The organism is Chitinophaga pollutisoli (assembly GCF_038396755.1).
Lineage (GTDB): Bacteria > Bacteroidota > Bacteroidia > Chitinophagales > Chitinophagaceae > Chitinophaga > Chitinophaga pollutisoli.
In genome coordinates this window covers 3,749,388-3,775,298 of sequence record NZ_CP149822.1, presented here as the reverse complement: position 1 = coordinate 3,775,298, position 25,911 = coordinate 3,749,388, and the positions used below count along the sequence as shown (strand labels likewise).

At 53.4% G+C, this 25,911-nt stretch carries 26 protein-coding genes; 6 read left to right on the top strand and 20 right to left on the bottom strand.

What is annotated here, in order from left to right:
- Positions 1 to 2: 2 nt before the first annotated feature.
- On the bottom strand, positions 3 to 971 hold the full coding sequence (locus WJU16_RS15890) for a M20/M25/M40 family metallo-hydrolase (protein WP_341834467.1): 969 nt from the start codon (positions 969 to 971) through the stop codon (positions 3 to 5).
- Between the two features lie 60 nt (positions 972 to 1,031).
- Between WJU16_RS15890 and ruvB the strand changes: the two genes are divergently transcribed.
- Positions 1,032 to 2,093, top strand: a complete 1,062-nt coding sequence (gene ruvB / locus WJU16_RS15885; RefSeq protein WP_404980348.1) for a Holliday junction branch migration DNA helicase RuvB — start codon at positions 1,032 to 1,034, stop codon at positions 2,091 to 2,093.
- A gap of 68 nt (positions 2,094 to 2,161) precedes the next feature.
- Here the strand turns inward: ruvB and WJU16_RS15880 are convergent, their stop codons facing one another.
- From WJU16_RS15880 to WJU16_RS15870, 3 genes are read right to left on the bottom strand one after another with little or no spacing between them, the layout of a single operon-like run.
- The gene (locus WJU16_RS15880) at positions 2,162 to 2,863 is read right to left on the bottom strand and encodes a response regulator transcription factor (protein WP_298709484.1); all 702 of its coding nucleotides are present in this window, start codon (positions 2,861 to 2,863) and stop codon (positions 2,162 to 2,164) included.
- A gap of 59 nt (positions 2,864 to 2,922) precedes the next feature.
- Positions 2,923 to 3,717, bottom strand: a complete 795-nt coding sequence (locus tag WJU16_RS15875) for a DUF3108 domain-containing protein (RefSeq protein ID WP_341834465.1) — start codon at positions 3,715 to 3,717, stop codon at positions 2,923 to 2,925.
- A 10-nt stretch (positions 3,718 to 3,727) separates the two neighbouring features.
- Positions 3,728 to 4,834: a lysylphosphatidylglycerol synthase transmembrane domain-containing protein gene (locus WJU16_RS15870; RefSeq protein ID WP_341834464.1), complete on the bottom strand. Its 1,107-nt coding sequence runs from the start codon at positions 4,832 to 4,834 to the stop codon at positions 3,728 to 3,730.
- On the opposite strand from WJU16_RS15870, the gene ruvC reads away from it, so the two are divergent.
- Together ruvC and WJU16_RS15860 are read left to right on the top strand one after the other, a co-directional pair.
- Positions 4,748 to 5,311 carry a crossover junction endodeoxyribonuclease RuvC gene (ruvC, locus tag WJU16_RS15865; protein ID WP_341834463.1) on the top strand — a complete coding sequence of 188 codons (564 nt, stop codon included), beginning with the start codon at positions 4,748 to 4,750 and terminating at the stop codon, positions 5,309 to 5,311. The two genes, WJU16_RS15870 and ruvC, sit on opposite strands and share 87 nt — an antisense overlap.
- Before the next feature lie 159 nt (positions 5,312 to 5,470).
- The gene (locus WJU16_RS15860) at positions 5,471 to 6,172 is read left to right on the top strand and encodes a response regulator transcription factor (RefSeq protein WP_298709492.1); all 702 of its coding nucleotides are present in this window, start codon (positions 5,471 to 5,473) and stop codon (positions 6,170 to 6,172) included.
- Here WJU16_RS15860 and WJU16_RS15855 read toward each other — a convergent pair.
- The 4 genes from WJU16_RS15855 to rsmA all read right to left on the bottom strand — a co-directional run bounded on the left by WJU16_RS15855 (position 6,169) and on the right by rsmA (position 8,969).
- Positions 6,169 to 6,570, bottom strand: coding sequence for an HIT family protein (locus WJU16_RS15855; protein ID WP_341834462.1), 402 nt, complete (start codon positions 6,568 to 6,570; stop codon positions 6,169 to 6,171). The genes WJU16_RS15860 and WJU16_RS15855 overlap by 4 nt on opposite strands.
- Before the next feature lie 95 nt (positions 6,571 to 6,665).
- Complete coding sequence (gene greA / locus WJU16_RS15850; protein WP_341834461.1) at positions 6,666 to 7,139, bottom strand: transcription elongation factor GreA; 474 nt, start codon at positions 7,137 to 7,139, stop codon at positions 6,666 to 6,668.
- A 154-nt stretch (positions 7,140 to 7,293) separates the two neighbouring features.
- Positions 7,294 to 8,220: an NAD(P)-dependent oxidoreductase gene (locus tag WJU16_RS15845; protein ID WP_341834460.1), complete on the bottom strand. Its 927-nt coding sequence runs from the start codon at positions 8,218 to 8,220 to the stop codon at positions 7,294 to 7,296.
- Entirely contained in the window at positions 8,217 to 8,969 is a 753-nt protein-coding gene (rsmA, locus tag WJU16_RS15840) for a 16S rRNA (adenine(1518)-N(6)/adenine(1519)-N(6))-dimethyltransferase RsmA (protein ID WP_341834459.1), read from the bottom strand. The genes WJU16_RS15845 and rsmA overlap by 4 nt, the downstream gene beginning before the upstream one ends.
- Positions 8,970 to 9,072: 103 nt before the next feature.
- Between rsmA and pdxA the strand changes: the two genes are divergently transcribed.
- The gene (pdxA, locus tag WJU16_RS15835) at positions 9,073 to 10,152 is read left to right on the top strand and encodes a 4-hydroxythreonine-4-phosphate dehydrogenase PdxA (protein ID WP_341834458.1); all 1,080 of its coding nucleotides are present in this window, start codon (positions 9,073 to 9,075) and stop codon (positions 10,150 to 10,152) included.
- Positions 10,153 to 10,155: 3 nt separating this feature from the next.
- Here pdxA and WJU16_RS15830 read toward each other — a convergent pair whose 3' ends face one another.
- From WJU16_RS15830 to WJU16_RS15775, 12 genes are all read right to left on the bottom strand, one after another.
- On the bottom strand, positions 10,156 to 11,001 hold the full coding sequence (locus WJU16_RS15830) for a class I SAM-dependent methyltransferase (RefSeq protein WP_341834457.1): 846 nt from the start codon (positions 10,999 to 11,001) through the stop codon (positions 10,156 to 10,158).
- Positions 11,002 to 11,096: 95 nt separating this feature from the next.
- Positions 11,097 to 11,399 (bottom strand): transcriptional regulator, encoded by a 303-nt coding sequence (locus WJU16_RS15825; protein ID WP_341834456.1) that lies wholly within the window; start codon positions 11,397 to 11,399, stop codon positions 11,097 to 11,099.
- Between the two features lie 63 nt (positions 11,400 to 11,462).
- The gene (locus WJU16_RS15820; protein ID WP_341834455.1) at positions 11,463 to 12,098 is read right to left on the bottom strand and encodes a hypothetical protein; all 636 of its coding nucleotides are present in this window, start codon (positions 12,096 to 12,098) and stop codon (positions 11,463 to 11,465) included.
- Positions 12,099 to 12,129: 31 nt separating this feature from the next.
- The gene (locus WJU16_RS15815) at positions 12,130 to 14,283 is read right to left on the bottom strand and encodes a carboxypeptidase-like regulatory domain-containing protein (RefSeq protein ID WP_341834454.1); all 2,154 of its coding nucleotides are present in this window, start codon (positions 14,281 to 14,283) and stop codon (positions 12,130 to 12,132) included.
- Positions 14,284 to 14,600: 317 nt separating this feature from the next.
- Positions 14,601 to 14,792, bottom strand: coding sequence for a hypothetical protein (locus tag WJU16_RS15810; RefSeq protein ID WP_341834453.1), 192 nt, complete (start codon positions 14,790 to 14,792; stop codon positions 14,601 to 14,603).
- A gap of 336 nt (positions 14,793 to 15,128) precedes the next feature.
- On the bottom strand, positions 15,129 to 16,706 hold the full coding sequence (gene atpA, locus WJU16_RS15805; RefSeq protein WP_341834452.1) for a F0F1 ATP synthase subunit alpha: 1,578 nt from the start codon (positions 16,704 to 16,706) through the stop codon (positions 15,129 to 15,131).
- A gap of 89 nt (positions 16,707 to 16,795) precedes the next feature.
- Positions 16,796 to 17,356: an ATP synthase F1 subunit delta gene (gene atpH, locus WJU16_RS15800; protein ID WP_341834451.1), complete on the bottom strand. Its 561-nt coding sequence runs from the start codon at positions 17,354 to 17,356 to the stop codon at positions 16,796 to 16,798.
- 23 nt (positions 17,357 to 17,379) lie between these two features.
- Positions 17,380 to 17,874, bottom strand: coding sequence for a F0F1 ATP synthase subunit B (gene atpF / locus WJU16_RS15795; RefSeq protein ID WP_341834450.1), 495 nt, complete (start codon positions 17,872 to 17,874; stop codon positions 17,380 to 17,382).
- A gap of 92 nt (positions 17,875 to 17,966) precedes the next feature.
- Complete coding sequence (gene atpE / locus WJU16_RS15790) at positions 17,967 to 18,227, bottom strand: ATP synthase F0 subunit C (RefSeq protein ID WP_126244254.1); 261 nt, start codon at positions 18,225 to 18,227, stop codon at positions 17,967 to 17,969.
- A gap of 35 nt (positions 18,228 to 18,262) precedes the next feature.
- Entirely contained in the window at positions 18,263 to 19,384 is a 1,122-nt protein-coding gene (atpB, locus tag WJU16_RS15785; RefSeq protein ID WP_404980204.1) for a F0F1 ATP synthase subunit A, read from the bottom strand.
- Between the two features lie 261 nt (positions 19,385 to 19,645).
- The gene (locus WJU16_RS15780) at positions 19,646 to 21,412 is read right to left on the bottom strand and encodes an ABC transporter ATP-binding protein (protein WP_341834448.1); all 1,767 of its coding nucleotides are present in this window, start codon (positions 21,410 to 21,412) and stop codon (positions 19,646 to 19,648) included.
- Between the two features lie 64 nt (positions 21,413 to 21,476).
- Entirely contained in the window at positions 21,477 to 23,669 is a 2,193-nt protein-coding gene (locus tag WJU16_RS15775; RefSeq protein WP_341834447.1) for a hypothetical protein, read from the bottom strand.
- A 347-nt stretch (positions 23,670 to 24,016) separates the two neighbouring features.
- Here WJU16_RS15775 and WJU16_RS15770 point away from each other — a divergent pair, with 347 nt between their 5' ends.
- A complete protein-coding gene (locus tag WJU16_RS15770; protein ID WP_341834446.1) occupies positions 24,017 to 24,706 on the top strand; it encodes a response regulator transcription factor in 690 nt (229 codons plus the stop codon).
- A gap of 129 nt (positions 24,707 to 24,835) precedes the next feature.
- Entirely contained in the window at positions 24,836 to 25,894 is a 1,059-nt protein-coding gene (locus tag WJU16_RS15765) for an ATP-binding protein (RefSeq protein WP_341834445.1), read from the top strand.
- Positions 25,895 to 25,911: the final 17 nt, after the last annotated feature.

The following is a 25,911-nucleotide window of genomic DNA, read 5'->3' as shown; positions in this document are numbered from 1 at the left end:
TACTACTCTTTCGTTACACGGGTAGGCGTGTCCTTACCGCTCACGATCGTGCCGGAACTTACCGCGATCGCGCTGATGATGTCGGCGATATTCTGCATGTCGAGTGATTCGATCTCGTCGTCTACACTGTGATACAGTTTATCCTTGTCGATCTGCGTGGTGGAAATGGTATGCGCGGGCACACCGAGCTTGGCCAGCATCGCATTATCCGAACGGTAGAACAGCTGCTGTTCGGGATACGGATCGGGATGAAACTGAAACGCCGAGCCTTCGAGGTTGCGCTGCAGGATGGGACCGAAATCCGAACGCTCGAAACCCGTGATGAACGCGCTGTTGCGGCCGAACTTGGATTCTTTCCCGATCATTTCGATGTTGAACATGGCCACCACCTGGTCGGGGTTGACTTCTCTTGAAAAATACCGCGAGCCGAAACCGCCGATCTCTTCCGCCGTAAAGCAGGCGAAGATCACCGTGCGCTCGGGCGGATGCTGTTTGAAGTGGCGCGCCAGCAGGATCACCGCCGTGATGCCGGAAGCATCGTCGTCGGCGCCATTGGCGATACTGTCGCCCGCAACGGGTTTGAGGATGCCGATATGGTCGTAGTGACCGGAGAAGATCACGTATTCGTCGGGCTTGCTGCTGCCGCGGATCAGGCCCACCACATTATGCAGCGCTTTGGCGCCGGGCACGAGGCTGAGCGAATCTGCAGGATAAATCGACCGGCTTTTCATAGCGAAAGGCTGGCGGTAACTGGCGGCGCCGGGCAGTTTTTCCAGGCCGGTTTTCTCAAATTCTGATTCGATGAAAAGCGACGCCTTCTCGATGCCGGGCGTGAAAGTTCCGCGGCCCATCATGCTGTCGGCGGCGAGCGTGGAGATGATGCGGCGGACTTCATTCACGTCGGTCTGCTGCGCGGAAGCACCCAGGCTGGCGGTAAGCAACAGCATGGCTAACATTATTTTTCTGGACATAGGCAGATGAAAGATTTGCCTAAAAATAAACGATATTCATATCCTCGCCAATTTCTCGTTATTTTTGACGCTGAAAGGCAACAAACACACATGTCCAATCCAAACCTAAGACCAGATGAACAAAGGATGAGCGCTGCCGAGAAGGAATTCGAGAACAGCATCCGGCCGCGGGAGATCATGGATTTTTCCGGGCAGGACCAGATCATCGAGAATCTGAAAGTGTTCATCAAAGCGGCGAAGATGCGCGACGAAGCGCTCGATCACATTCTTTTCCATGGCCCTCCCGGCCTGGGGAAAACGACGCTTTCCCGCATCGTGGCCAACGAGCTTGGCGTGAACATCCGGGAAACGTCGGGCCCGGTGATCGAAAAACCCGGCGACCTCGCCGGCCTCCTCACCAACCTCGAGGAGCGCGATGTACTGTTTGTGGACGAAATCCACCGCCTCAGCACCGTTGTGGAAGAATATCTCTATTCCGCCATGGAGGATTACCGCATCGATATCATGATCGACTCGGGCCCCAATGCGCGGTCGGTCCAGATCAACCTGCACCCTTTCACGCTGGTGGGCGCCACCACGCGCTCGGGCCTCCTTACCGCCCCGCTCCTCAGCCGCTTCGGCATCAAAAGCCGCCTCGAATATTATACCGCTGAAGTGCTCCAGCGCATCCTCTGGCGCGCCGCCGGCCTCCTTGGCACCAAAATCACTTCCGACGCCGCGATGGAGATCGCGCGCCGCAGCCGCGGCACCCCGCGTATCGCAAACGGATTGCTCCGCCGGGTGCGGGATTTCGCGCAGGTAATGGGCAACGGCACCATCGATCTCGGCATCGCCCAGTTCAGCCTCAAAGCCCTCAGCGTCGACGAATATGGCCTCGACGAAATGGATAACCGCATCCTTTCCACTATCATCGACAATTTCAAAGGCGGCCCGGTAGGCATTACCACAATTGCTACGGCGGTTGGCGAAGAGCCGGGAACCCTTGAAGAAGTATATGAGCCTTTCCTCATCCAGGAAGGTTTTATCAAACGCACGCCCCGCGGCCGCGAAGTCACCGAGAAAGCGTATACCCATCTCGGGCGGAACCCCAACAGCAGGGGATCCAACCTTCTCTTTACATAAACAAGTGATTATCAAATACAAAAGGCCGGTTGAAACTCAACCGGCCTTCTTCATTATTTATACTGGCATTAATCTTTCACCACGAGGCGGAAGCCATTGCCATGGATGTTCACGATTTCGATGTTAGAATCGTCTTTCAGGTACTTGCGCAGCTTGGCGATGTACACGTCCATGCTGCGGCCGTTGAAATAGGTGTCGCTGCCCCAGATCTTCTTCAGGGCCACTTCGCGGGGAAGCAGGTCGTTTTTGTGCTCGCAAAGCATGTGCAGCAGCTCGTTTTCCTTGGGCGACAGCGTATGCGAATCGGCGCCTTTGGTGAGGGTGCGCAGGCGGGAGTTGAACTGGTATTGCCCGATTTTGAACTCGAACTGTTCTTCTTCCTTATTATTCAATTCCTGGTTGCGTTTCAGGATCGCCTTGATTTTCAGCAGCAGCAGTTCGGAATCGAAAGGCTTGGAGATGTAATCATCGGCGCCCAGCTTATATCCCTGGATGATATCTTCCTTCATGGTTTTGGCGGAAAGGAAAAACAGGGGAATATCCGGATCCACATCCCGGATTTCCTCCGCGAGCTTGAACCCGTCCATATTGGGCATCATGATGTCGAGCAGGCAGATGTCGAACTTGTCCCGACGGAAGGCTGCGAGCGCGAGGATACCGTCCCGGCAAAGCTCCACGTCGTAATCGTTGAGTTCCAGGTAGTTTTTTAATACCATCCCGAGGTTGGTATCGTCTTCGGCCAGCAGGATCTTGGGTTTGCGTTCTTCCATATGTAAAATTGATTGTGTCTGAAACAAATATAACAGATAAAGCGGATTCCGGTTCGGCTTTAACGTTTCTTTACCAGGGAGGAGAGCGCCCAGCGGAGGTTGGAGAAGCTGATCATGTCTACTTTGATACTGCCAACAGAAATGGGGCTATCGACCCGCAGGGGGATTTTATTCGCGTCGTCGCTGACCCACACGGTCATTTTTTCCCCGCCTTCGAAGATGGTGCCTTTGATGAGGAGGGGTTTGAATTTGATGGCGCGGAAGGTGCCGTAGCGGGTTTCCACCTGTTCTTTGCCGATATACCGGATATAGATGTCGAATACTTCGTCGTCGAGGAACATGGAGAACGGGATCTTGTCGCCCGGTTTGTATTTATTGAAGTCGATATTGCGGGCGTAATAGATGGAGGAGATCACGTCCTGGATGCAGGCGGGCACTTTGAAAGTGCCGTTGGTGCTGGTGGCGGTGCTGTTGTCGCGATTGAAGCCGACGTTGTTGTATTTCTTGTATCCGCCTTCGTTGATATTGCGGATGAATCGGATGGGGAGCAGTGTGGCGGTGTCGATATAGCTTTCGTAGCGGTCTCGGACTTTGAAGAACCAGTCGTAGGAGCGGTAGGTTTTGCCGTCGCCCACTACGTGGTAGGCATCTTTACCGTTATATTTAACGAGGGTGGTATTGAAGGTGGCTTCACCGGCGCCGACGTACATGCTGCCGAGGTTGTAGAATACTTTCAGGGTGAGGGATTCGCCAGCTTTGAAGCTGGTATTGACGATACCACAGAACTTATCCTGCGCCTTGGGGGAGGCGGGGTACAACAACAGGCCGCAAAGCAACAGTAAAACATACTTCATCGAACGATCGCTATTTATCTCTGAAAATCTTCACACCGAGGAGCAGCACGGAGCCGATGGCGGCGGGCAGCACCAGGTTGATCAGCCATATGGCCACGGTGGCGGCCAGGATGCCTGCGGCGTTGGCGCTGAGGAGGCCCAGGAAGTGGAGGCTGACGCTTCCCCGGAGGCCGACTTCTGCGATGGCTACGGTGGGGATTACTGCCATGACCAGGTAAATTACACTAATCATGAAAAACCCTTCCCACCACACAAATGCAACACCCAACGCATATAATAAAATCAAATACTGTGCCGTAAACACCATATACCGGATGGCGCTCAGGTACAGCAGGGTCCGCAATTCCGCCGGCGAATACCGGACGATCACCATGATGAAAACCTTCACTTTGCGCAGCCACTTCACCCGGTCGACCAGCGAAATAATGATCCTTAGCCGAAAATAAAGGAATAAAACGGTGGCGCAAACCAGAATGAGTAAACCGAGCGTTAATTTTTCCCTAAATCCGGGCGCGGCCGAAAGCTGGCCGGTGACGTCGTAGCGGCTTACATAAAAAAGGCCGCCGACGAGGCCGAAGAGCAGGGTGGCGATGATCTGGGAGTAGCTGCCCACGATGGTGGCGGCGATGGATTTGAGTTTGCTGGCGTTGCTGAGGTACAGCATCCGTCCGCCGTATTCGCCGATACGGTTGGGGGTGCTGACCGAAACCGACACCCCGGTGAGGATGGCCCCGAAAGCCCGCCGGAAGGGCACTGGCTCGAGGGGGCGCACCAGGATCTGCCATTTCCGCGCCTCGATCCCCCAGTTCACCAGCATCATCAGCATTACCATCAACAAAAGCACCCATCCCCTGTCCGCTATCATCTCCCGGATATGCGCCCACGCCGCCGGAAGGTTTTCCTGATGCCGGATCTGCCGGACGATCGCGAAGGTTAACCATGTGAACAGGGCGCCGCCGAGGACGTAATTGAGGATTATTTTGGTACTTTTGTTCAGACTTCTTCGAATTTTGGCAAAAATAGGCTCCGCTTGGCAAACAATACAAAAATAATTCTCGGGATCGACCCAGGAACCATTATCATGGGCTACGGCCTCATCGCCGTGAAAGGCCAGCAAGTGGAGATCATCAAAATGGATGTGCTCAAGCTCAACCCGAAAAAAGACCACTACGAAAGACTGCAGGCCATCCACGACCGGATGAACAAAATCATCCAGGAACACAAACCTGTTTGTTGTGCCATCGAGGCGCCCTTCTTCGGCAAAAATGTGCAGTCGATGCTCAAATTGGGGCGCGCCCAGGGCGTGGCGATCGCCACAGCCATGCAGGCGGGGCTTGCGGTAGCGGAATATTCGCCCAAGAAAGTGAAACAATCCATCACCGGCAACGGCAACGCCAATAAAGAACAGGTATGGCAGATGCTCCAGCGCATCCTCCGGTTCACCGAAGTACCCGAATACCTCGATGCCACCGACGCACTGGCAGTAGCCGTCTGCCATCATTTCCAGGACAGCAGCCCCCTGCTAACCACCGGTAAATCAAAAGGCTGGGACAAATTCCTGCAGCAACATCCCGAACGGCTCTCCCGTCCTTAACCTGGTTTTGAACATAATCCGGCCGGCCGATGTTTGTTAATTAAGAAATTGTCCTTATTTTGAACTGGAATAAGGCTAAAGTGCCCTGAAATAGTACCGCGGGGCACACATAAGTGTTACTAATGAAATTTAATACCTCACCCCTAATTTTTTTCGTAGATGGATACGAAGGCTAGAATTTTACTAGTGGAGGATGATTATAACCTGGGTGCTATAACCAAAAAACGTTTGGAAGAATCGGGATACGAAGTGACGCACTGCTCCGATGGAGAAATAGCCTGGAAAACGTTTCAAAAAAGCCTGTACGATATATGTCTGCTCGACGTGGTAATGCCTAAAAAAAACGGTTTCGAACTGGCCCGGCAGATCCGTCAGAAAAACGACCTGATCCCTATTCTGTTCCTCACCTCCAAATCGCAGGACGAAGACAAGATCAGCGGGTTCAAGCACGGAGCGGACGATTACGTTACCAAGCCCTTTTCCATGCAGGAGCTCCTGCTGCGCATCGAAGTATTCCTGAAACGCACACGCCCGCTGAACGCGGATAAACGCACGACCTATACCGTAGGCAAAATCACCTTCGATTACGGCGAACTGAAACTGATGGACAGCGCCGGCAAACTGAAAGCGACCCTTACCCAGAAAGAGGCCGACTTACTGAAATTTTTCTGCGAGAATGCCAACAAGACGCTCAAGCGGGAAGAGATCCTGTATCATGTGTGGGGGAAAGACGACTATTTCCTGGGCCGCAGCATGGATGTTTTCATTACCAAAATCCGCAAGCATTTCGTCGACGACAAAGATGTGAAGCTGGAAACGCTTCACGGCATCGGTTTCAAGTTTTACGTACCTACGCTCTAGGCGTTACGCTCCATTTCCGCCATTATTTTCTCCTGGATCGCTTTGAATTCCTCCGGCTGTAATTTCAGTTTGGGGCGGGTGAAATTAAGATCGTCTGCCGAGTTGATCGGTACCAGGTGCATATGCGCATGCGGCACCTCGAGCCCCATGACGCTGATTCCTACGCGGTTGCAGGGCACTACGGCTTCTATCGCCCTGGCGATCGGGCGCGCGAAAAGCAGCCATTCCGCCAGGTATGCATCGTCTACATCAAAGAATTTATCGGTTTCCGTTTTGGGAATGATGAGGGTGTGGCCCTCCATCATGGGAAAAATATCGAGGAAGGCGAAGAACTGGTCGTTTTCCGCAATTTTATAACTCGGGATTTCTCCTTTGATGATTTTCGAGAAAATGGTCATGGACGGTAGGCTTTAGCGCGGGTATAAAACTACAATATTTGGCATAAAAAAAGGCCCCCTTGCGCGGGGGCCTCCATATTCATTGCCGCCGCTTTTTACACGGTGATGTGATCGATTTTAAAACGAAGCTTACCGTTCGGCGCCACCACATCGGCTTCATCGCCCACCTTCTTGCCAAGCAATCCCTTGCCGATGGGAGAAGTCACGGAGATTTTGCCCTGCTTCAGATCGGCTTCCTTCTCGGACACCAACTGATAGGTGATGGTTTTCTTATTGGCCAGATTGGTGATGGTCACTTTGCAAAGAATGGATACTTTGGATGTATCGATATCATCCGTTTCCACCACACGTGCCGTGGCGATGGCGTTTTCCAGCACGGCGATTTTGGCTTCATGAAGGCCCTGCGCTTCCTTAGCCGCATCATATTCGGCGTTCTCTTTCAAATCTCCTTTCTCACGCGCTTCGGAAATCGCCCGCGCAATCTCAGCCCTTCCTTTGGTCTTGAGTTGCGTAAGCTCATCCCGCATTTGTTCAAGGGTCTCCTTGGTAACGTAATTTACGCCAGACATACCTGAATGTTTTTATGGGACAGAAAAAAATTAACGTCCTCGCTTGCGCAAAGACGTCAATCCAGTATCAGTATTGCAAATATAACTTTTTTTCGTTCCGATCCTCCCCCGCATTCAAATATTAAAATGCATAATATGGAGGCTTTCTCCTATGCTATAAACCGAGTTTTTCCAGCGTCACTTTCGCCATTTTGATGCTCGCCTCGTGGCTATATCCCGCGATGTGCGGGGTGATCACGGCGCGGGGATGCGCCAGGAGATATTGAAACTCCGCTTTCTCCGTTTCGCTGAATGTTTCCAGCTTTTCATTTTCCAGCACGTCGAGCGCGGCGCCCGCAAGCGCCCCGTTTTCCAGCGCCGCCACCACATCCGCCGTTTTCACCACCTTCCCGCGGGAAGTATTCAGCAGGTACACGGGTTTGTGGAAAGACCTGAAGAACGCCATGTTCGCCAGGTGCCGCGTTTCATCCGTCAGCGGCAGGTGCAGGCTCACGATGTCGGCCTCGCGGTAAAGGTCTTCCAGCGAAGCTTCCTGTACGAATTCGTCGCTGAAGCCGGTCTTATATTTGTCGTAAGCGAGGATTTTCACGCCGAACCCGCGGAGCCGCTGTGCAAAAGCACCACCGGTATGACCATATCCAATGATCCCGACGGTACGCCCTCCCAGCTCCCAGGCCCGGTTGCCATCGCGCTCCCAAATGCCCTGGCGCAGCTCCAGCGAACTTTTCAAAAGGTTGTGCATCAGCATCACCAGCATCCCCACCGCCTGCTCGCCGACCGTATCGCGGTTGCCTTCGGGGCTGCTCGCCAGCCGGATGCCTTTCTGCGTGGCATACGCCGTATCGATCAGCTCCATCCCGGAACCGAGGCGGCCGATCCATTCCAGCTGCGAAGCCCGGTCCAGCATCGCTTTATCCACTTTGATACGCGTGGTCACGATAAGGCCGGAAGCGCCGTGAATGGAGGCCATCAGCTCATCGTAGGTAATGGAAGGACGGTAATCCACCACAAACCCTTTCGCCTGTAATTCGTTGATCAGATATTCGTGTACTTTGGCCGTGATGATGACTTGCTTGCTCATAACATTTGTTCGGTGAGGGCTACGAAATCAGCTACCGTGAGCTCTTCCGCGCGTTTCGTAAATATGGGTTCCTGTAAGAATTCTTTTTTGAACAGTCCTTTCAGCGGGTTGCGCAACTGCTTGCGGCGCTGCCCGAAAGCGGTTTTCACCAGCAGGGTGAACTTCTTCCAGTCTTTCACTTCATACGGTTTTTCGAGCCGTGTGCAGCGGATGACGCCGGATTTCACCTTGGGCGGCGGGTTGAAGCAGTTTTCATGCACATCGAAAAGATATTCGATCCGGTATTCGGCCTGGAGGAGCACGCTGAGGATACCGTAATCCTTGTTGCCATGCCCCGCCGCGATGCGTTGCGCCACTTCCTTCTGGAACATGCCCACCACGAGAGGCACCTGTTCTTTCCATTCCAGCACGCGAAACATGATCTGCGTGGAAATATTGTAGGGAAAATTGCCGATGATGGCGAATGGCCCGGCAAAAGGCGCCTGCATTTCCAGGAAACTTTCGTTGATCAGTTTGCCCTGGATGGCGGGGAAGGTTTTCTCGAGGTACTGCACCTTCTCCGTATCGAGCTCCACGGCTTTGAAGGTCACGTCCGGGATTTCCAGCAGGTATTTGGTGATGGCCCCGGCTCCGGGGCCCACTTCCAGCAGCTGCATGCCGGGGGTAACGGGCAATGCCTCCACAATCTGGCGGCACATGTTTTCATCCTTGAGGAAATGTTGGCCTAATGACTTCTTTAGCGTATACATGGAACAGAATAAGCCGCAAAATTAAGGAATCCCCGGCAGTTTGCCCCCGGCGGCCCATCTCTCAACTATAACACGTATATTTGTTGCCTATTTCGGAATACTCATGAGCTCAGTTAACGCACATACGCATCGCCCCGTGATCGGGATCTCCGCGGGAGACCTGAACAGCATCGGCCTGGAGATCATCATCAAAACTTTCGCCGACAGCCGGATGCTGGAATTGTGCACCCCCGTGGTGTTTGCTTCCAACAAAGCGATCAATTTCTACCGGAAACTGCTCAATGAGAACAATTTCAACTACCAGAGCATCAAGGACTTCAGCAAGCTGAACCCCAAACAGGTGAGCGTTTTCAACTGCTGGGAGGAAGAAGTGCAGATCACGCCTGGCGTACTGAACGAAATCGGCGGTAAATACGCCGCCCGCTCCCTAGCCGTAGCCGTGGAAAGCCTCAAGGCCCGCGAGATCGAAGGCCTTGTCACCGCTCCCATACACAAAAAGAACATCCAGTCGAAGGATTTCGACTTCACCGGCCATACCCCCTATCTCCGCAACGCCTTTAACAGCAAAGACGTGCTCATGTTCATGACGGCGGACAATATGCGCATCGGCCTGCTCACCGAGCATGTGCCCGTGTCGGAAGTGGCTAAATATGTTACGAAAGAAAATATTCTCTCCAAGATCGCCATGATGAAAGACAGCCTCGTGCGCGATTTCGGGATCGACAATCCGCGCATCGCCGTGCTGGGCCTCAACCCGCACGCCGGCGACGAAGGACTGATCGGCAACGAGGAAATACAGCAGATTGCTCCCGCGATCCGCGAATCCAAACAACGCGGCACGCTTACTTTCGGCCCCTACAGCGCCGACGCTTTCTTTGCCCGCGAAATGTACGCGAAATTCGACGGCGTGCTGGCTATGTACCACGACCAGGGCCTCATCCCCTTCAAATCCCTCGCCAGCGGCGAAGGCATCAATTACACCGCCGGCCTCCCCATCGTGCGCACTTCGCCCGACCATGGCACCGCCTTCGATATCGCAGGTAAAAACGTGGCCGACGAAGCCTCTTTCCGGCAAGCCGTGTTCTCCTGCCTCGATATCATCGCGCAGCGGAGAGAATACGCGGAAAACACCCGCAATCCCCTGAAGAAAACGGAAATCGCATCCGAAAGAGGCGCCGTATAATACTCAGAGGTAAAAGGCTATCATCTCCATAAATCCTTCCCCGTCTTCATAGAACAGCTCGTTACGGCCGTTCAATTTGAATTCTATATCCTGCAGCGAGTCCACGCCGGCCACATCGCCGTGCAACAGCTCCACCATGCGGAAAATCTGCTGGCGCTCGTACTGGTAAGTAATTTCCCCGATAAATTTTTCGATGCGCGCCTTCAGTTCCAGCAACACCGGCCTGCAGGCGGCGGGTACTTTGTGCGGCGGCAGCATATAGTCCATGAGCACCAAATTGGTTTTGTTCGGCGTGCGAAAAAGCTGCATGGTATTGAGGAACAGCTCGTCCGCGATATAGTGGACAACGCCCTCGAAGATGACGATGGCCGGATGTTCGGTGGAATACCCCGCATCCCGGAGCTTTTCCAGCAGATGCAGGGTATCCGTTATATCCGCCTGAATAAAATGCAGGGCCGGTTCCCCCGGCAGCAGCCGGGCGTACAGCGAGGACTTGTCGGGCATATGCACCGCATCCACCTCAAAAATCCCAGTGATGGCCGTGCGATGGTGTTCCATCAAATACAGCGATATCGGGTCGAGCCCGGCGCCAAGTACAACTACCTGCACGGGCCTGCCGTCTTGCAGATGCGTCTCCAGCAAATGGCGAATAAATCGCTTTCGGTACAACACCACCGTGGTGAAATGCGGCCAGGCGCCCTGAATTCCGGAAGAAAGCTCCTGTATATCGCCGAAATCGATCCCGTCGTAAAACCTGCCTGCAAGGCCGGAGTCGTACAATGACCGGGATTGCAGCAATACGAGTGCAGCAGTGGGCGCCACTTTCAGTTTGTGATCCAGCAGTTCCATCGCGTGTCTTTTAAGGTTATCAAAACCGCCCCGGGCGGACGTTAAAGATAACGCGCGGCGCTGCACCGGCCCTTCAGTTGCAAAGTGAATACCGGTCAGGATTTGCGGCCGGTGTGGAAGTAAGTTTGAATGGATTTGACGTAGTCCTGGAATGCCGCTGCGCCTTTATCCGTGATGCGGCAAATGGTTTGGGGGTAATTGTCTTTAAACTGCTTCGTGACCTCGATGTATTCCGCTTCCTTCAGCTTGTTGATCTGTACGCTGAGGTTGCCCGCCGTGGCGTTGGTCATCTCCTTCAATAAGGTAAATTCCGCTTCTTTCTCACGCATCAGTACCGACATCACTGCCAGCCGCAATTGCGAATGTAAAACCGGGTCCAGCTCTTTAAACACGATCACGATTGTTTGGATTACAGAAAAATATAACGGGCGGAATATGGTTCCGCCCGTAAAATATAAAAATCACGGCATTTTCAGGAGTTCTTTCGTATAGGCTTCTCCCCAGCGCGGCGAAATGCCGCTTTCCGGCTTGAAGGTGGAGAACTTCTGCAAAGCCAGGTTCAACAGTTCCTTTCCCTTGGTTTTGCTGCCGCCGAACGCTTCAGGCGTGAACAGGAGGTTCTGACCGGCCAGCAGGTACACGCGGGGATTTTCGGGATTCTGCTGTTTCGCTTTGTCCAGCAGCTCTGCGGATTCGGTGCCGTATTTGGCGCCCCGGGTCATGGGGTCCACCGCGATGCGCGAAACGGCGATGAGCGATAGCAGGCACGATAATTCGGAATCCTCACCTTTCAACGCTACAGCTTTTTCCGCCATAAGCGCGGCTTTGTCGGCGATGGGGTCCACTTTAGTTTTGTCTTCCGTCATGAACGCCTCGTTCACCAGGCAATAGGAGGCATAGTAATACGGGAGCCATTGCGTTTTCTCCGCGTCGGCTATGCGCTCGAATGTGTTGCCGAGGGCTTTCAGGGACGCGGGGTTGAAGGTGCTGGCGCTATCCAGTAGCCCCACCTGTTGCTTCATGGCAGCTTCGTAACGATCCTGCCCGTTGGCCGTTACCACGGCTAATAACAGAAAATAAGCGATAATGGATTTCATATTGTCAGATTAAAAGGTTGACGATGAAAAATTATTGACGGTCGATCATTTCCTGGCGTCGGTCCATACCGAAACTCATGAACATGCCGATATACACGAACCGCGGCGCCATCGGTTCCACCACGCGGCGGCGGAGCTTGTCCGCCGAATACCGGAATCCGTATTGCTGCTCGTTGCCAACTGCGTTGGTAAGCGTAAGCACGAATACGGTAAACGCTTTGCCCACGGTGGTCAGGTAGTTGATGTTGAGGCTGAGCGTATTGAGGTTGCGCGTCCGGTCGGCCATGAACTCGTTGGGCGGACGGTTCGGATTGAAGTACGGCCTGCCGGTGGCGAACGAATACGTGGCGCCCAGGTTCAGCTGCCATTCAGGGATGAAGTGCTTGTACACGAGCGTGGCAGTATGTTCTGCGGCAAAATCGGGGCGCACTTCGTAAGGGAAATTGAGGTGGTCCCGCTTCGTATCCAGCCAGGAATACGAAATCCAGTAGTCGGCGTTTTTAATCAGCTTTTTGTCGCGCCAGAAAAGTTCCGCGCCTTTCGCATAGCCTTTTCCGTTATTGTTATAACCCGGAACGGTTTTGATGAGATTGTGGTATTGCTTGTAAAATACTTCCGTCCTGAAGACACGGAATTGTGAAATATGCTGATAACTGGCGATGTAATGCGTAGCGCGCATGTAGCCGAGGTTATGATCGAACCGCAGATACTGCTGTTCCGGTTTTTGGTAGAACTCCCCATAAGCGAGGGCCACCTGGCTTTTGGCGTCCACTTTATACGCGATAGAAGCGCGTGGCGCGATGTTGGGGGACCGCAGCAACGACGAATATTCATACCGCGCACCCAGCCGCCCAACGAAGCGCGGCGTGAAGTACACATCCGCTTCCGCGAAAGACGCGGTGTAGCTATCCACGAATTCACCGCCGAACTGGTTGAAGCGCGAGGCTTCCGTGGCATATTGATACTCGCTGCCGAGGCGGAGCACGGAAAACTTGCCCATGTTTTTCGACAGCACGGCCCGGAACTGCGACAAATCCTGCCGCGTCCGGATGCGGGTGGGCTCGGGTTGTTTACCGATGGTGTCCATGGTGATGCGGTCGCGGTTGGTGCTGTAAGACGTGCCTAGCTGGAGTTTCCAGCCATTGCCCAGACTTTCGCGCCACGAAACGTTGGTGTAGAGGTAATGGTTGGTGAGGCGGAATTCTTCGTCGTATCCTGGATAGTCTAGGCTTTCGCCGCGGAAGCCGAAGCGGCCGCGACTGCCCATCACGAAAAATTTCAGCATGCCCGTGCGGGACGTTTTGATCCGGTAATTAGCTGATCCGTTGAGGAATTCCGGCGCAACTACGGGATCCTGTTTTTGTTTGACGATTTTAAAATACGGCCAGAGGTTGACGTAATCCAATTCGATGCCGTAGCCTTTCTTTTTGTCTTTCGACAATTTATCGACGCCCACGGCCGGCCCGACGGAGCCCACGCCCAGGGTGTAAGACGAGCGTTCGGGGAGGTCTACCGATTCGAGGACGAGCGCGGAGCTGAGGCCCTGACCATATTGAGCGGAGTATCCGCCGCTGCTGAATGTGGTACCTTTAAACAGGAACGGCGAGAAGCGGCCGCGCGCGGCGAAGTCGGGCATTCCGGATGAGAAGGGATTGCGTACGAGCATCCCGTCGATGAAGGTTTGCGTTTCGGCGCCGGTGCCCCCGCGCACGAAGAGCCCTTCCTTCTCCCCCACCTGCTGCGCGCCGGGCAGGGTTTTGAGCGCGCTCACGATATCGGCGTTGGCGCCGGCGGTGGTCACGATGTCGAGGGGCTTGAGTACGGTGTTCTTCTTCTCGTCGCTGGCTTCGAAGCTGCCGGCGGAGATGGTCACCATTTTCAGCTCATTCACGGTTTCTTTCAGGATGAGGATGAGGGGGGCGTTGGAGGCGAGGTCCGTTTTTACCTCGATGGAGCCAAAGCCGGTCAGAGAAGCTGTGATAAGTCGCTCGCCTTTTTCCACTGTGGTAAAGGTGAAGGTGCCGTCTTTGGCGGAGGTAGCGCCGTCGTAAGACCCCACCAGCGAGATGTTCACGCCGGCCAGGGGCTTTTTGCGGGCGTCGGTCACTTTGCCGGAAACCACCGTTTGCGCCTGCAGCGCCATGGGGAATCCAAAAATAATCAGGGGTAGGAATAGCTTGTACATATACGGTTAGGTCAGAATGATAAACCAAAACTAATTCAGTTTATTTTATAAACCAAATTATATCGCAAATATAATTGCATGTTAAAACATACATCTGGCCGGGATTTGCCATGACGCTGAAGGGAGTGACACAACGGTGGCCGGGACGAGATTTGCCGCCGGTCGCACAAAAATAACGCGGCCGGAGAACCAGCCGCGTTAATCCCACAATCTAGATTTATAAGTAACTAATTATCTGAGCAATTCAATCCAGCCTTTGAGTTCACGCAGCCCCTGCGGCGTTTTGAGCTGGAGAATATAGAACTATGTGCCCTCGCTCAGCCCGTTGCCATTCCATTGGTTCTGGTAGTCATTCGACTGGTACACGAGATTTCATCGCCGGTGATGGGCGTTTCCTCCGTGCGGGAGGTATTGTTCGCCAGGTTCGGATCGCGCTCGTTTCCTTTAGCGTCGCCGGAGCTGCCGCCTTCGAAAAAGTAAAAGCCGGTATAATTTGATTGTTGATACAATTGAGGGTCCCGAAATTCTGGGCGAATTCAGGTGCGGATATGACCGTACTCCCGCAAATCCGCTGCGGCGCGGAGCATTGCACCTGCGCGGTGGCCGGCGTAATGAAGGCGAGGAATATAGAGACGATGGCAGTTAAATACAAGTAGCAATGTTTCATGCATAGGGCCTTTAATAGGTTATGGCTCCGAGCTGGCGCAGGTCATGAAAAACAGCCGTAGGCGGCCTGGGGATAATAATTGCTGTTATCTACTGCAACCTACCCTGCAAAGTGTTGTGTATCAATAAAAAAAGCCCTCCGCAAGCGGAGGGCTCTCAAAAACTATATGCGAAAAGGCTTAGGCGAAGCGGGGCTTCAGCTCGTCGGCCAGTGCAACCATTTTCTTGATGCCGTCTTCGGGCAGGTTACCTTTCTTGAATTCGCCGAGCACTTCGGGCAGGCGAACTTCCATTTCGTGCAGGAAGGCATCCTGGAAAGCGGACACGTTCTTCACGGGCACTTCACGGAGCAGGCCGTTGGTACCGAGGTAAATGATGGCCACTTGCTTCTCAACAGAGAACGGGCTGTATTGCGGTTGTTTCAGGATTTCCACGTTACGGGCACCTTTGTCCAGTACGGATTTGGTAGCCGCATCGAGGTCACCGCCGAATTTGGAGAACGCTTCCATCTCACGGTACATCGCCTGGTCGAGCTTCAGCGTACCGGATACTTTCTTCATGGATTTGATCTGCGCATTACCACCTACACGGGATACGGAGATACCCACGTTGATAGCGGGACGGATACCGGCGTTGAACAGGTTGTTCTCGAGGAAGATCTGTCCGTCGGTGATCGAGATCACGTTCGTCGGGATATACGCGGATACGTCACCAGCCTGGGTTTCGATGATGGGCAGTGCGGTCAGGGAGCCACCGCCTTTCACCAGGTGCTTGATGGAATCCGGGAGGTCGTTCATTTGTTTGGCGATGTCGTCTTTACCGATCACTTTCGCTGCACGTTCGAGCAGGCGGCTGTGGAGGTAGAATACGTCACCGGGGTACGCCTCGCGTCCGGGAGGACGGCGGAGCAGCAGGGACACTTCACGGTATGCTACGGCTTGTTTGGACAGGTCATCATAGATGATCAGTGCGGGACGGCCGGTATCGCGGAAGAATTCGCCGATGGCCGCTCCTGCGAACGGAGCGTAGAACTGGAGGGGAGCCGGATCGGAAGCGGAGGCCGCAACGATCGTGGTGTAGGCCATGGCACCGCTTTCCTGCAGAGTTTTCATCACACCTGCAACGGTGGAGGCTTTCTGGCCGATAGCTACGTATATGCAATAAACGGGTTTGCCCGCTTCGTAGAATTCTTTCTGATTGATGATGGCGTCGATGCAGATCGCGGTTTTACCGGTCTGGCGGTCACCGATTACCAGCTCACGCTGGCCGCGGCCGATGGGGATCATGGCGTCAACGGCCTTGATACCGGTTTGCAGCGGTTCTTTTACGGGTTCGCGGTAGATAACACCGGGAGCTTTACGTTCCAGGGGCATTTCGTACAGTTCGCCGGAGATGGGGCCTTTACCGTCGATCGGTTCGCCGAGGGTATTTACCACGCGGCCTACCAGGCCTTCGCCCACCTTGATGGAAGCGATCTGACCGGTACGGCGCACGGTGTCGCCTTCTTTAATGGTTTTATATTCACCCATCATTACCACACCCACGTTGTCTTCTTCCAGGTTGAGGGCGATTGCTTTCACGCCGCTCTCGAACTCTACGAGCTCACCGGAACGAACGTTATTCAGTCCATATACACGGGCGATACCGTCACCCACCTGCAGTACCGTGCCTACTTCTTCCAGTTCCGCGGAAGCGTTGAAGTTGCTCAGTTGCTGGCGTAATATCGCCGAAATTTCGTCTGGTTTAATGTCAACCATTGTTATACTTTTTAAAGAGTCGTTAAGGTATTTTGTTATAACGACAACAGCTTTGCGGTAACGCAGCGGCTGCTGTTAATTTGCTTTGGTTAGCGGATGTTGGAAACGTAAATGTTCTGGAGGAACTGTTTCTTGATATCCTTGAGGTCGCGCAGTACGGAAGCGTCGAACAGCGAGTTGCCGGTTTCCAGTACGAAACCACCGATCAGCTCGGGGTTTACATGCGTTTCCAGTTCTATTTTGCGGCCGGCGGAAGTTTCTACCTTTTCGCGGATCAGGTTCAGCAGGGATGCTTCGAGCGGAGCAGCGGAAGTCAGTTTCACGCGAACGATGTTCTTCAGCGTGTTGTACTGCTTCTGGAACTCCCCGGCGATCTCGGCGAGCACGCTTTCGCGGCCTTTCTGCGTCACCAGGCGGATAAATGCGGAAGTGATGCCGCTGATCTTGCCGTCGAGGATGGCGCCCAGGATCTTGATCTTTTTGTCGGCCTTGATGATGGGGCTTCTCAGCAGCGCTACCACATCGGCATTGCTGCGGGTGATGGACTGCAGCAGGAGCATGTCGCCATGCACGGCTTCCAGTTCATTGTTGGCCACCGCCAGGTCGATCAGCGATTTCGCATACCTGTTTGCTAAACGGGGATTCTGCATATTCTTTTATTCAGCCGTTTTAATTAGTTCAGTTTGATTTCGCCTGCCAGTTGCTTGATGTAAGCTTCCTGGTTGGCTTTGTCGGAAAGTTCTTTGCGGAGTACTTTCTCGGCGACCTCGATCACGAGCGTGCCCACCTGGTTTTTCACGTCGGTGAGGGCGGCCATTTTCTGGTTTTCGATCGCTACGGAAGCCTCGGCGATGATCTTCTTGGCTTCTGCCTGCGCCTGCTCTTTCGCTTCACGGATGATCTGGTCCTTCGCGTCTTTCGCTTCTTTCAGGATAGCGCTGCGCTCGGCTTTCGCCTCTGCCAGCACATGCTCGTGCTCGGCTTTCATCTGCGCCATTTCTTCCTTCACGCGCTCTGCAGTGGCGATGGAATCGGTAATGGAATCTTCCCTTTCTTTCAGGGTAGAGAGGATGGGCTTCCAGGCAAATTTCTTCAGAATCAGGAATACGATAATGAAGATGATAAGAGAGATCGTGAATAAGCCTAAGCCAGGCATCAACAAATCCATATAATCAGTTATTTATGAGTTGTGATTGTTCGGAAGATTGAATTACTGCATCCCTTGCCCTTTGCGCCGGATGCAGTAAAAAGTTTCTGCGATTACAGTACTACCGCCAGCAGACCCGCGATAACGCCGAACAGGGCAACACCCTCTACCAGCGCCGCAGCCAGGATCATGTTAGCACGGATGTCGTTAGCAGCTTCGGGCTGACGAGCGATGGATTCCAGCGCGCTCTTACCGATGTTACCTACACCGATACCAGCTGCGATAGCAGCAATACCAGCACCAACAGCACCACCAGCTTTAGCCAGGCCAGAAGCGGATTCAGCAGCCTGCATCATTACAGTTAAAAGTTCCATGATGAATTGTGTATTTGAATTTTAGATTAAACAGATTAATGGTGATGATCGCCCTGGTGCTCCATTGCCTGGCCGATAAACACAGCGGTCAGGTTCGCGAAAATGAACGCCTGGATGAAAGCTACCAGCAACTCCAGCATCATCATCACGATATTGAACACGATCGTAATGGGAAGGAAGCCGTAACCAGCCACTTTATTCAGGGAACCAAATATAAACACCAGCGAGATAATGCTCAGGATGATGATGTGGCCCGCCAGGATGTTCGCGAAAAGACGAATCATCAGCGAAACCGGCTTCGTAAACACACCGATCAGCTCCACCGGCGCCAAAATCACCTTTACACCGCCCGGTACGGGAGGATTGAAAATGTGGCCCCAGAAATGACGGTTCGTTGCCGCCATCATAGCGATAAACGATATCAGCGCCAAAGCCGCCGTAACAGCGATATTACCTGTCACGTTCGCCGAACCGGGAACCAGCCCCAGCAGGTTGTTGATCAGGATAAAGAAGAAGATGGTCAGAATGAAAGGCACATACTTCTCACCCTTCGCTCCCGGAATATTCGGACGCACCACCTCGTCGCGCATAAAGATGATCACCGGCTCCACCAGGCTCTGGAAACCTTTCGGGGCCTGACGGTGACCGCGGATGCGGTACGCCTTGGCCACCTGCAGCATCAGGAACACCAGCAAAACAGATCCAAACAACAGGAACGCAATGTTCTTGGTGATGGACCAGTCGTAGATCTTTTGCCCGGTCGGGTTATCATTCGTATCCACTTCGATAATGCTGCCCTCGGGATACTGCGCGGCAGTCAAACCTTTGGACGCCAGGTAATGCCCGTCCACCAAACGGTAACCTTCGTAGGAATCGTGACCGTGGTGAAACTTTGAGGAAGAAAACATGGACATGCCACGCTCAGGATGGTAAATGATGACCGGCAAAGGCACCGTTACATGGGTCTCGCCCAGGTCAACAATGTGCCAGTCATGCGCGTCCTTAACGTGACCAAGGATTACTTCCTTCGCATTAAAACCTTTCTTTTCTTCATGGCCGTCAGATGCCAGGGCCGTGGTAAATGTGCCGGATACGGTGATGAAAAACACCGTTATCAAGGCTACCAGCTTATATTTGAACCGATTCAAGGAAAACACAGTTTTCTGAAATTTTGTGCAAAGGTAACCGATTTTATATTAAATAGTATGAGCCGGTAAAAAAACTGACGAGGATCATGTCGCTACGCCCCTCCCCTCTCAACCCATTCATTATCAATCTTTAAAAAGAAGAAGCCCCCCATCCCGGAGAGCCCTCACACTTCTTTGCGCACCACTTGATGGTATTTTACCACCCCGCAGCCCAACGCCCTAATTTATCCGTCAATCATCTTATTAAAGATAACGATAATGCATTCAACCTCAGGCCGTATTCGCCGATGCCTGGAACTGCATCATGTACAATTTGTGATAGTACCCCTCCAGCTTCAACAACTCCTCATGCGTTCCCGCTTCCCGGACCTCCCCTTTATCCAGCACAATAATCAGATCCGCCTTGCTGATCGTACTCAGCCGGTGCGCGATCACAATCGCCGTACGCCCCGCAATCAGCTTGTCGATCGCATGCTGGATCAGCTGCTCCGATTCCGTATCCACCGACGACGTCGCCTCGTCCAGGATCAGCACCGCCGGATCGTACAACAACGCCCGGATAAATGAAATCAACTGCCGTTGCCCAAGCGACAAGGTGCTTCCCCGCTCCATCACCGGGTAATCGTACCCGCCCGGCAGCCGCAGGATAAACTCATGCATCCCGATCAGCTTCGCCGCGCCTTCCACCTGCTCCCGCGTAATATTGGGGTTCCGCAACGTAATATTCTCATAAATCGACCCCGAAAACAGGAACACATCCTGCAATACCACCCCGATCCGGCTCCGCAACTCCGACAGCTTGTAATCTTCCAGCTTCACCCCGTCGATCGAAATCGTGCCTTTCTGGATTTCATACAGCCGGTTCAGGATACTGATGATGGTCGTTTTCCCGCTCCCGGTATGCCCCACCAGCGCGATCGTCTGCCCCGGCTTCGCATGGAAACTGATATCTTTCAATACATAACGATCATCTTTGTAGGCAAACCACACCCGGTCGAACCGGATATCGCCTTTCATGTCTTTGGTGGAATGCGTTCCATTATCGGGCATGAATTCCTCGCTGTCCAGCACATTGAACACCCTTTCGCTCGCCACCATCCCCATTTGCAGGGTATTGAACTTATCCGCCAGGATGCGCAGCGGGCGGAAGAGCATGTTCAGATACATGATGAATGCGATCATCACGCCCTGCGTTACTTCGTAATTCAACACCATGTTGGCGCCCCACCACACCATGAGCCCCAGCGATATCGCCAGGATGATTTCCACCACGGGGAAAAACACCGAATAGGCGAAAATGGCGTCGATATTGGCCTTGCGGTGATCCTTGTTGATCGTGCGGAACTTCCCGAACTCCCGGTTCTCCGCCGAAAACGCCTGTACTACCGTCATCCCCGTAATATGCTCCTGCACAAAGGCATTCAGCGCCGCCACGGCATTCCGCACCCGGTGGAACGATTTGTTCACGGCTTCTTTGAACCAGTAAGTGGCCAGGATGAGTACCGGGAAAGGGCTCAGGCTCACCAGCGTCAACCGCCAGTCTTCCGCGAACATCACCCCCAAAATCGCCAGGATCATCAGCACGTCCGCCACAATGGAAATAATGCCTTCGGAAAAAATATCGTTGATCGCTTCAATATCATTGATGGTACGTGTGGTCAGCGTTCCGATGGGCGTCCGGTCGAAAAATCCCAGGTTCAGCTTCACCACTTTTTTGTACACCGCCACCCGCAGGTCTTTGATCACCGACTGCCCCAGCCAGTTCGTGATGTAGGAAAAGAAAAAACGGACGGCCGTCTCCACCAGGAGGATACCGATTTGCACCATCGTGATGATCATCAGCATCTGCGCCCACTGGTTCGTGATGTATTTGTCCACCGTCTGCTGTATCAGCCAGGGCCTCACCGGGGAGATGAGCGCCAGGGCCACCGTCAGGAACATGGACAGGTAAAAATAGCGCCGGTAGGGCGCTGCAAAGGAGAAAACCCGCTTCAGCAAACTGAAGTCAAACACCTTCTTAGCCTTGTCTTTATTCATTCCTGTAAAAGTAAACGGTAATTCCCAAAACGCAAAAAAGGGAGCGGCGCTCCCTTTTTCACAATTAGTTTTCGTCTTTCATCACCTGCCGGTAAGCCTTGATGAAGATGGCCCCGAGGTTCTTATGGGGCGGCACGTAGTCGTCGAACAGCGCCTTGTTGGCCCCGTCTCCCGCGAACTTCCGGCTGAGCCCCGCCCACATCTGCACCCAGTCCACATTCTTGCCGGCGCGCACGAGGTCTTCCAGGCTGCGGATGATAGGTTCGTTCACCCAGCGGGTGCCCACCTGCTTGGAGGAAATAATATGCGCTTCGGGCGCTTTTTCGAGCACGGTAGCGAGGTTGTGGTAACCGCCGCAGGAACCCAGCACCACGATGCGGGCCGTGCTCTGCAGGTTGTCGAGCGTGGTATTCACATGGTAACTATGCCCGCGGTGGATGAAGATGGTGGGGTGGATATCTTTTTCATCGAGGTACTCCCCCAGCTTTTCGATCGCCGTTTTGTCTTCCGGCTCTTTCAGCGGATTGTTGGCGAAGATGGTCGTAGGCTTCCCTTTGGCCGACGTGATCGTAGTCCAGTAAGTATTCTTCGTCACGTTCCACTCCCCTTTCGGGAAGTTACCCATGAAGCTGGCGTACGAGCTGATCCCGTCTTCATCACCATAGAAAAACACCTGCTGATATATCCGGCCGCTGTCGCTGCCGCTGGGCAAAGTGTTGAATTCCACGTAGTTGATGGGAGGCAACTGCAGCTTGGAGCTCATATCAGACGCCCAGGAGCTGTCGCTGCCATGGCCATTTTCCATGAAGATGCTGTTGAGCAGCGAATAGATCGTGATCCCGCGCTTGTCGTTTTTCGACTGCACGAAATGCAGGTTTTTGCGCACCTCCTCGCGGAGGAACTCCAGCAGCTTCTCGTCGCGGATCGAGCCGAAGGAGTTGGCCACGTCCACCGCGTCTTCCAGGTCTTCCGTCTTCTCCAGGCTGCGGACGAATTTCACCATGAGGTAGTTCGCATTTTCTCCGTCCATGGAGCGAAGGAAGTTATCCAGGGTATTGAAACCCGCCGCCATGGCGATGAATTTCTTGAAACGGTCGAAGCTCACGAGCATGAGCAGGCTGTCGCCGCGGGGCGGCTTCATGCGCAGCATCATCTGGTCGTACAGCCCCTGCTTGGCGGCGTTGGTGTAGCTGGAGGTATATAATTCTTCCTGGCCGTTGATGATCAGGTAATACAGTTCTTCGGGCGTAAAGTCCTTCACGATGCGGAAGCGGATGGCGTGGCTTTCGTCGTGCAGGTCGTTGATCTCGCGGATATACCGGAGCGATTTGGCTTTCATGTTCTCCTGCATGGCCTTGAGCCCCATGATGTTGGCGCCTTCGGCTTTCTTTTTCTGCAGTACGATGGAAGTGCTGACCATCAGCCGGAAATAGCTGTCGTCGTTATCCACGGCCCTTTCCAGTTCGGGGATGGTGGCGGATCCGTCCATCAGCTGATCGATGAAGGGCATGAGTTTGGTGGACATGCTGCTTCGGCCGACGGCGACGATCTGCTGCACCAGCGGGTCGGGGTTGCGGCGGATGGCGGACGCGGTGGGGGTGTACGATGTGGCGTAGGTGAGCACCTGGTTGGGGTACTTCCTGGCCACGGCGGCCACCACGGAGTCGGTCACGGAGTATTCGAGGTAGGGCCCGAGTTTGGGCATGATGTCTTCCAGGTTTTTAAAAGCGAACTTGGCGAACATTTCGCCGCGGGAATCCTTGTAACCCGGGTTGTCCTGGAAGGCCTCGATGGTGCGCTCCCCGGCCTCGAAGCTGAGCTTGCGGGCTGCGGGGTAAATGCTTTTGCCCTGGATATCGGCGCGCATCATCTGGTGGTAGGCCGAGATCATGGCGGGCGCTTCTTCGGCGTCGATACGATTGTATGCGCGTTTGAGATTATAGTCGCGGAGCGTTTGGTGGAGACCGGAAAGGTATTTCACTTTCAGGCGGTGGTCCAGCGCGGTGTCGCGCTCTATTTCCACCTGTATGTCGTCCACCATTTTGGAGAGGGCGCTGGTGACCTGGAGGTTCATGTTCTCGTCGTCGCCGACTTTCACGAAATTATCCTGTTTGCCGTCCAGCTTGTCGGCGTTGAGCTGTTCCTTGTCGATATTGTCATGGAAGCCTTGCCGGGTGATGGGGATCTGTACCTTCTGACCATAGCTCCAACCACTGAACACAATGCCTAAAGATATGATTAGTAATGTTTTTTTCATATTGTTAAGTTACGCCTATGCTACACTGCAAATTTACTACCAATTATAGCAGATAAGCAATCCCGCAGCAGGCATATAAAACAAATCATATGCGTTATTGACTGCATATTTTCACACAAAGTCAGTCCCATGGCTGCTCCGCCATTTTTTCACCATTTACAGAATATGATTAATGGCAAAACGGCCTGCCGGATTGGCGGGGGAACCGGGCAAGAAAAGGGGCAAAAAGCGTACATTGCAGGCTGATACACGATTGGAGACGGCGGGAATTAACAATTCCATAATGTTATCTTTTCATGAAACGGGAAAGGGGTGATTAATTTTGTGCCGTCTTAAACACCCAAATTATGTTGATGGAACCAGCAGTAGCAGTAGGAAAAATTCTGGTCGTGGACGATGAGGCCGATATCCTCGAAATCATCAGTTACAACCTCAAGAGCGCGGGGTACGAAACGGTAACGGCCAAAGACGGGCTCGAAGCGATCCAGAAAGCCAAGATCTTCCGGCCGGACCTGATCATGCTGGACATCATGATGCCCAACAAGAACGGGATCGACACCTGCCGCGAGCTTCGCCGCCTCCCCGAATTCAAGGAAACCATGGTATTGTTCCTCACCGCGCTGAACGACGAAAAGAGCGAGATCGAAGGGCTCAACATGGGGGCCGACGACTACATCGCCAAGCCCATCAAACCCAGGCTCCTCGTTTCCCGCATCAACGCACTCTTCCGCCGGCTGAACAAAACGGAAGAACAGCAGATCCACCTGGGCGACCTCATCATCGACCGTGAAAAATTCACCGTTACCTATAAAGGGGACGAAATCATCCTCGCCAAAAAGGAATTCGAGCTCCTCCAGCTCCTGGCCTCCAAGCCCGGCCGCGTTTTCCTCCGCAACGAGATCCTCAACCAGGTTTGGGGCACCGAAGTGATCGTGGGCGACCGCACCATCGACGTGCACATCCGCAAAATCCGCCAGAAACTCGGCGTTGATCTCATCACCACCGTCAAAGGCGTAGGCTACAAATTCGAACTCTGAAACGCATCTCTCCCGAACCTTTCTACCGTATCCGCACCCGTGTGGCCTCCGGCTTTGTGAATTATGGCATCTTCAAGTAAAAAATTTAGTTTAATTTCCAGCAATCTCAACTTACACGCTCTTTGGAGTATGCTGAAAGCCAAAAACCTGTCGCCACAGAAACTCGCCGCATTTACCGCGTTCATCCTGTCCGTCGTTATGGCCCTGGGATGCCTCGTAATCGGCGCCACCCTCAAGGAAACCCTCATCGCCTTCGGGCTCACTTTCCTCGTTGCCTATTTCCTCTACCTCTACACCCTCCAGAATTTCATCTACCGGAAGATCAAACTGATATACAAGTTTATCTACCAGACGAAAGCCTCCAAGCGCGAGGAATTCTTCAATAAAAACATCCTCCCTCTCAAAACGATCGAGGAAGTCAGTGAAGACGTGGAAAAATGGGCCTTCCAGAAAAGGGAAGAACTGGAAAACCTCCGCCGCAATGAAGCTTTCCGGAAAGAATTCCTCCTTAACCTCTCCCACGAACTCAAAACCCCCATCTTCGCCGTTCAGGGATACATCCATACGCTGCTCGACGGCGCCATCGACGATCCCCAGGTGAACAAAACCTTCCTCAAAAACGCCACCAAAAATATCGACCGCCTCTGCCGGCTGATCGACGATCTCGACGAAATTTCCAAGCTCGAAAGCGGGGAAATGACCATCAACAAGGAACAGTTCGTGATCCAGGACCTTATCCGCGATGTGTTCGACACCCTGTCCATCAAAGCCAAACAGAAGGATATCAAATTCAGCATCAAGAAAGGTTGCGAAGCCCCCATCATGGTAAACGCCGACAAAGAAAAGATCCGCCAGGTGCTCATCAACCTGATCGAAAACTCCGTAAAATACGGCAAACAGGAAGGCCAGACCATCGCCAGCGTCTATAACATGGACGGCAAGCGCGCACTCGTGGAGATCTCGGATACCGGTATCGGCATGGCTGAAGAACACCTCCCCCGGGTATTCGAACGTTTCTACCGTACCGACCGCGCCCGCAGCCGCGACATCGGCGGAACCGGCCTCGGCCTGGCTATCGTGAAACACATTGTTGAAGCACATGACCAAACGATCAACGTGCGCAGCAAAGTGGAAGTAGGCTCCACCTTCGGCTTTACCCTCGAACTGGGCCGTGAGATTTACCTGTAACTTTCCATCAGAACATA